Source organism: Corynebacterium sp. HMSC067D03 (assembly GCF_001811185.1).
Lineage (GTDB): Bacteria > Actinomycetota > Actinomycetes > Mycobacteriales > Mycobacteriaceae > Corynebacterium > Corynebacterium coyleae.
Genome location: NZ_KV803818.1, coordinates 21822 through 28837 on the forward strand (window position 1 = coordinate 21822; position 7016 = coordinate 28837).

Consider the following 7016-nt stretch of genomic DNA (forward strand, 5'->3'; position numbering starts at 1 on the left):
TATTCCTAAGGAGCAGGCTTGGCTACCCGCCTCACCCGGCCACAACCACGGTCGCAGAAACCGAATAAAGGCCTCATGGTCACACTCGGTGTACTCGCCGCACTTTTCTTCCTCCTGCCAGTGCTGATCGGTATCTATACCGATTTTCTCTGGTTTGGGGAGGTTGACTTCCGCGGTGTTTTCAACCGAGTGATCCTCTTCCGTGTCGTGCTGTTTGTCATCTTCGCGCTGCTTGGTGCAGCCGTCGCATGGGCAGCGGCACGGATTGCGTGGCGTGGCAGGCAACAAGACAGCGGCGATATTTTCGGCGAGACCTCGCAGCAAGCGCAGTACCGCGCCGCCGTGCAAGACGGTGTGAAGGGGCTGCTGACCTGGGTGCCGGTGATCGTGGGCATCATGTCTGGTCTTGCTGGCCAGCGCATGTGGCGTGTGTTCATGATGTGGTTCAACGGTGGGGACTTTGGCACCACCGACCCGCAGTTTGGCAAGGACCTAGGCTTCTACGCGTTTAGCCTGCCGGCAATCTCTGCGATTGTGGGCACGCTGTCCATGCTGCTTGCCGTCGCGTTTGTCATCGGCGCGGTAGGCCACTACCTGCTCGGTGGCATCCGCATTGGCAACAACGTCACCGGTGTCAAGGGCATGGTGTCTAAGCCGGCGCGCATCCAGCTCGCCGTCACCGCAGGCCTGTGGATGCTGACCAAGGCCGTGACCTACTGGCTGGACCGCTACTACCTGCTATCCAGCCAGAACGACATCTTCACCGGTGCCTCCTACACCGCGGTCAACGCGATGCTGCCCGCGAAGATCATCCTCACCGTCATCGCTGTGGTTGTCGCAGCGGCGTTTTTCGCCTCCATCGTGTTCAAGGACTTCCGTGTCCCGGTGCTGGCAACGGTGCTCATGCTGGTGTCCTCGATCGTTGTGGGCAACGTGTGGCCGGCGCTGCTGGAGCAGTTCTCGGTCAAGCCGAACCGTCAGGCCAAGGAATACGAGTACATCGGCCGCAACATCGAAGCCACCCGCGAGGCGTACGGGCTGACCGACGACAAGGTCACCTACATGGAGAACTGGGGCGGCAACACCTCGAATGCCGATGTGGCCAAGGACGAGGCGACGATTTCCAACCTGCGCCTGCTGGACCCGGACATCATTTCCCCGACGTTTACCCAGAACCAGCAGCTGCGTAACTTCTACGGCTTCCCAGACCAGCTGGCTATGGACCGCTACGAGGTCGACGGCCAGATGCGCGACTACGTTGTCGCCGCGCGTGAGATGGACCCGAACGCGCTGAGTGAAAACCAGCGCGACTGGATTAACCGCCACACCGTGTACACCCACGGCAACGGCTTTGTCGCAGCGCAGGCCAATACTGTCGACGAGGCCGCGCAGGACGCCGGCTCCACCCGCGGTGGCCTGCCAATCTTTACCGTGTCCGACCTGCAGGCCAACGCCGCCGCCAAGGAGGCCGGCGAGGCTGAAGAGCTGGGCATCAAGGTAGAAGAGCCGCGCATCTACTTCGGCCCGGTGATCGCCTCTGCGCAGGATGGTCTGGACTACGCCATTGTGGGCGATAACGGCCAGGGCCCGGTGGAGTACGACACCGACAACTCCACCTACACCTACACCGGCAAGGGCGGCGTGGACATCGGCAACCCGATCAACCGCGTGGCCTACGCCGTGAAGTACCAGGAACTGAGCTTCCTGCTGTCCGACCGCGTTGGTGGCAACTCGAAGGTGCTCTACGACCGTGACCCGCGCAAGCGTGTGGAAAAGGTCGCACCGTGGCTGACCACCGACTCCAAGACCTACCCGGCTGTTATCGACGGCCGCGTGAAGTGGATCGTGGACGGCTACACCACCCTGTCCCAGCTGCCGTACTCCACGCGTACTTCCCTGCAGGACACCACGCAGGACGCGCTGAACCCGGACGGCACCACCCAGCGTCTGATCACCGACAACGTCGGCTACATCCGCAACTCCGTCAAGGCCACCGTTGATGCCTACGACGGCACCGTGGACCTCTACGCGTTCGACGAGTCCGACCCGGTACTCAACGCGTGGATGAAGTCCTTCCCGGGCACCGTGCGCCCGAACTCGGAGATCTCCGACTCCTTGCGTGACCACCTGCGTTACCCGGAGGATCTGTTCAAGGTCCAGCGTGACCTGCTGGCGCGCTACCACGTGGATGACCCGGGCGTGTTCTTCAACAACGACGCCTTCTGGTCTGTGCCGAACGACCCGACCGCACCGGAAGGCCGCGACCAGCTGAACCAGCCGCCGTACTACGTGGTGGCCGCTGACCCGGAGACCAATAAGCCGTCCTTCCAGCTGATCACCCCGTTCCGTGGCCTGAACCGCGAGTTCCTGTCCGCACACATGGCGGTGTCTTCTGATCCGGAGACCTACGGCAACATCACCGTGCGCGTCCTGCCGACGAACACCCAAACCCAGGGTCCGAAGCAGGCTCAGGACGCCCTGATGTCCTCCGACCAGGTGGCGCGTGACCGCACCCTGTGGGAGGGGACGAACGATCTGAAGAACGGCAACCTGCTCACCCTGCCGGTGGGCGGCGGCGAGATCCTCTACGTCGAGCCGATCTACTCGCAGCGCAAGGACCAGGCCTCGGCCTTCCCGAAGCTGTTGCGCGTGCTGGTGTTCTACCGCGGCCAGGTGGGCTACGCCCCGACCGTGTCCCAGGCGCTGAAGCAGGTGGGTATCCACTCTGACGCAGCGCAGGAAGTCGAAGTGGTGGACGAAAACGCACCACAGGGTGAGGCTGAAACTACCCCCGCTGAGGAGAACAAGGAAGCCAAGCCGGAGGGTGATAACGCTCCGAAGGTAAACCGCGACGAGGCCCTGAACAGGATCAATGATGCTCTTCGTAACCTGGAGAGTGCCCGCAACGGCTCCTTCGAGGAGTACGGTCGCGCCATCGACCAACTCGACCGTGCAGTGGCTGAGTACCAGAAGGCGCAGTAACGGGTTATAGTTATCTCGTCCCCCAGGACCGGGTGCATCGCGCGAAGTGGGCGCGCGATGCACCATTTTTGTATCTAGCATGGTGTTCACAACCAACTCTTTGAGAGAAAGGCTGGATAGACCATGGGACGTTTTGACGGAAAAGTAGCGCTTGTGACCGGTGGTGCATCGGGAATGGGCGCAGCAGACTGCAAACTCTTCGTCGAAGAAGGTGCAAAGGTTGTCATCGCTGACCTCAACGAAGAGCTCGGCGGGGCACTGGCAAACGAGCTCGGCGACAACGCAATTTTTGTGAAGCTCAACGTTGCCGACGAACAGGACTGGAAGGACGCCATCGCGGCGACGAACGAGGCGTTCGGCCGCCTGGACATCCTGGTGAACAACGCCGGCATCCTTCAGATGACGGGCGTGGAGGACACCACCCTGGAGCAGTTCCAGAAGATCATGGCCGTCAACGTGGACGGCGTGTTCTTGGGCATGAAGTACGCCATCCCGGAGATCCGTAAGCAGGGCGGCGGCGCGATCATCAACATGTCGTCCACCGCGGGCCTGGAAGGCCAGGTCGGTGCGACCGGCTACGTGGCATCCAAGTGGGCAGTGCGCGGCATGACCAAGACGGTCGCCGCCGACGTTGCTGACGAGAACATCCGCATCAACTCCGTCCACCCGGGTGCGATTGCAACCCCGATGACGGCAGATTCCCTTGTGGAGGATGCTCCGCTTCCGCTCGCGGCAGCGAACCGTCCGGGCCGCGCCGAGGAGGTTGCGAAGACGGTGCTGTTCCTCGCGTCCGACGACGCGTCCTACATCAACGGCGCAGAGATTGCTGTCGACGGCGGCCTGACCCTGGGTGCCTCGAAGCACATCTACGGCATCCTCGGCCAGCTCGCTGCCCAGCAGTAACGGCAGTAGTAGCGGTAGCGGCAATAGTAGGGAAGCCCCGATGATTGGATCGCACCAAACCGTTGTGAACAGGCGGTTTGGTGCTCTCTGTCGGTGTATGTATAGTAAGTCCACGTTGCCGGTTACGGCGACAGGCGAAAATCACATATTGCGCCCGACGCGGGGTGGAGCAGCTCGGTAGCTCGCTGGGCTCATAACCCAGAGGTCGTTGGTTCGAATCCAGCCCCCGCTACTAAGATAAGGCCCCTACCAGTGGAAACGCTGGTAGGGGCCTTCTTCATTTTGTGATCGGATCGCCATTTGGTGCACTAGCTGGTGCACTAGGGTCAAAATCCTGCACCAAACGGAACTGCGACGCTCCAACGACGCGGCGCAGGTTTTCGGTGCATTGCTTAGTGATTGCTAGGACGGCAGCAACGAAGGAACGCCACGGGAGTCGGCCGTTCGAGGAAAGCAACTGCGAACTGCTGTGCAAGTCTCACAACCGCGCCAAAGGTAACGCTTAACCAGCGGCGACGCGGGGATCTAACAATGCTGCGTCGCTAGCGCTCGCACCCAGCGAGCGAGCATCAGGCTGCGCTAGCGACGCCGAGCGCACAAAGGCACTGCACTGCGGGGATACGCCTGCGACCGGCAGAGCCGGACTGAATACGGGATTGACCACGTTCACCCCGTATTCGTGCAAAGGAGCACTGCCATGTCCACTCATTCCCACACGCTTGCATCTCACGGCGAGATCCTCGCGAACCTCCCCGGCATCCTCGGCTTCTACCCGAACAACTCGCTGATCCTCGCGTTCTTCGTCGACGACGAGGGCGTCGACACCGTCCGCCTCGGCCCGGTCGCGCGGTTCGATCTGGACGAGGCCGTGGAGAAGCTCACCGAGAGTCGCGAGCGGTTCGCAGCGTGGGTCCACCACCTCGAACTCGACGCTGTTATCGCGTACATGATCAGCGATGACATTGCGCAGCCGGTCTTTGACGAGACGGCCACGTATCTCACTAGTGGGGCAGTGCACCTACCGCCGCTGCTCGGGGTGGTGCAAGTGCCCGAGATCGTCACCGGGGCTGCGTGGTGGTCTGTGTACCAGCATCCGCTCATCGACGAGCCGCGCCACGGCGTTGTCGGCGAGGTCGCCGCATCGGCGGCGCTGCGGCAGATGCTAGAGCACACCGGCGAGCTGCCGGAGCCGAGCAAAGACGACATCGAGGCACGCCTGAACAGCACCGATCACGGCATCGACGCTGCCGAGCACGCCGACATCATCGAAGACGCGCTGGCGTATATCCCGCCCATGTTCTCCGACGTGCTGCAGCGTGAATACGAGCAGGCGGCGGCAGGAATAACCCAGCCGAGCACGCGCGCTGTTCGATCGGCGCTGAAATGCTTCACCACGCCGCGCTTGCGAGACGCGCTGCTCGCGGCGCTGCTCGATGACCCGCAGGCGGGCCTACGGTTCGCGGAGCAGGTTATGCGTGCTGTCCCGACCAGCTGGCCAGGGATGCGCGCGCAGCTCACCACCACGGTTGCCGTGCTTGCGCACGCCACAGGCCAGCCGGGACTAGCTGGCGTGGCTGCGCACCGAGCCACCGAGATCGGGCCAGACGAGAACTTCCCGTCTCTGGTGGCCAAGCTGACCGACATCGGCCAAGGCGAGCGGATGGTCGAACTCGTCCGCGAGGGCGCCGAGAAGACCCGCACGATCTTGTTCACCGAGTAGCACCACACACCCCGTTGCAGCGATGCAACGGGGTTTCTTTTTTTCTCGTCGGCCGTGGCTTGCGACGACCGACACCTCAACGAGGCAGGGGAGCGACCCCTAGACAGCAGAGCTGTCTCCAACAGACGGATTGACCACCAATCCGAACAAGGAGGCACCTGATGCGCGACATCACCCACACCGACCTGGAACTGCTCTACCAGCTCGCCGACGGCATCGACGGCGAGGACGCCGATCCGGGTGCAGCACAAGAACTGCGCGACCTAGAGGCGGCAGGCACGCCGCTGCCCTGGGCAGTGCTGTAACGACAGCGCAACCCCCCGCAGCAGCAAAGCAGCTGCTTCAACACCCACATTGCACGGCAATTCACACCCACCCACATAAGGAGAACCATCATGTCCAACCCCTTCAACAACGGCACCATCGTCGGCAACGCAGCTCGCGCACCGAAGCTGTTCGAGCACGCAAACGGCGGTGCGACGGTGAAGCTCAGCGTCTATGCGCGCAACACCTTCAAGAACAAGGCCACCGGCAAGGTGGAAAGCGAGATCGTGGAGCTGACCGGCTACGTCCAGGACGCGAAGAACCCCGGCGTGTTCGGCTGCATCGGGTCCGGCGACCGTGTCGCAGTGAGCTACTCGCTGAAGACCGACGTCTACACCGACAAGGACGGTGTGAAGCACTACCCGCTGGTCGCCCGTATCGACACCGTGCAGCTGATCGACTCCAAGAAAGAGTCCGCTGCGCGCGCAGCCCGTCGCGGAGGCGAGGCGGCGAACGCCGCCCTGGCTGGCGCTGACGCCGACAACGACGAAGCACCGTTCTAACAACGACACCCCGCAGGGAAACCTGCGGGGTTATTTTTTTCAACTATTTCACGGTGTTGATCCAGCTCTTTCACGGCCTTACCCAACTGAACAAAACCCAACAGCCCTAGCATCAGCTTGGCGATCGGGGTGGAGTCTTTTGAGTAGGTCTGTCCCTCCTTGAGGAACTTCACCGACACTCCTTTGCTGACTAGCTCGTCAACAATGGCGTACAGATCCGTCAGTGAACGCGCGCACCGATCCATCGACGTGACGACAAGCTGATCTCCTGCACGGACATATCGCATTGCTTCATCAAGTCCAGGGCGCTCACGCGATCCACCACTGGCCTTATCCGTGTAATAGGTGAAGACCTTCTCTGCCTTGAGTTGTTCAATCTGACGATCAAGGTTCTGATCTTTCGAACTCACCCGGGCATAGCCCACCTTTTGTCCTGAGATCGCCCCCAACTGTTCAGTGATCTCCAGAGGCAGTGACGGTTCTGTTCCGTTAGTCTTGGAACTAACCCTAGCGAACAGGAAGTTTTTTCATTCACAAATTGTTCGCTTGGGGTGTACCCCAGGTGCCCCTACCAGCGCCCGCAG

The 7016-nt window shown here is 61.7% G+C and carries 6 protein-coding genes and 1 tRNA gene; 6 read left to right on the top strand and 1 reads right to left on the bottom strand.

All coding sequences use genetic code 11. From position 1 onward, the window contains the following. The first annotated feature begins 75 nt into the window (after positions 1 to 75). The 6 genes from HMPREF2785_RS05710 (at position 76) to HMPREF2785_RS05730 (ending at position 6432) form a co-directional block, all read left to right on the top strand. Positions 76 to 2982 carry a UPF0182 family protein gene (locus HMPREF2785_RS05710; protein ID WP_246821168.1) on the top strand — a complete coding sequence of 969 codons (2907 nt, stop codon included), beginning with the start codon at positions 76 to 78 and terminating at the stop codon, positions 2980 to 2982. A 123-nt stretch (positions 2983 to 3105) separates the two neighbouring features. Beyond that, the gene (locus HMPREF2785_RS05715; RefSeq protein ID WP_070614501.1) at positions 3106 to 3885 is read left to right on the top strand and encodes a glucose 1-dehydrogenase; all 780 of its coding nucleotides are present in this window, start codon (positions 3106 to 3108) and stop codon (positions 3883 to 3885) included. A 158-nt stretch (positions 3886 to 4043) separates the two neighbouring features. After that, positions 4044 to 4117: transfer RNA gene (locus HMPREF2785_RS05720), tRNA-Met, on the top strand. 465 nt (positions 4118 to 4582) lie between these two features. Then, positions 4583 to 5605, top strand: coding sequence for a DUF4192 domain-containing protein (locus HMPREF2785_RS05725; protein ID WP_034997552.1), 1023 nt, complete (start codon positions 4583 to 4585; stop codon positions 5603 to 5605). A gap of 161 nt (positions 5606 to 5766) precedes the next feature. Then, on the top strand, positions 5767 to 5910 hold the full coding sequence (locus HMPREF2785_RS11970) for a hypothetical protein (RefSeq protein ID WP_016456431.1): 144 nt from the start codon (positions 5767 to 5769) through the stop codon (positions 5908 to 5910). Positions 5911 to 6000: 90 nt separating this feature from the next. Further along, positions 6001 to 6432, top strand: a complete 432-nt coding sequence (locus HMPREF2785_RS05730) for a single-stranded DNA-binding protein (RefSeq protein ID WP_034997554.1) — start codon at positions 6001 to 6003, stop codon at positions 6430 to 6432. Here HMPREF2785_RS05730 and HMPREF2785_RS05735 read toward each other — a convergent pair. Continuing rightward, the gene (locus tag HMPREF2785_RS05735; protein WP_256008564.1) at positions 6429 to 6857 is read right to left on the bottom strand and encodes a recombinase family protein; all 429 of its coding nucleotides are present in this window, start codon (positions 6855 to 6857) and stop codon (positions 6429 to 6431) included. The two genes, HMPREF2785_RS05730 and HMPREF2785_RS05735, sit on opposite strands and share 4 nt — an antisense overlap. Positions 6858 to 7016: the final 159 nt, after the last annotated feature.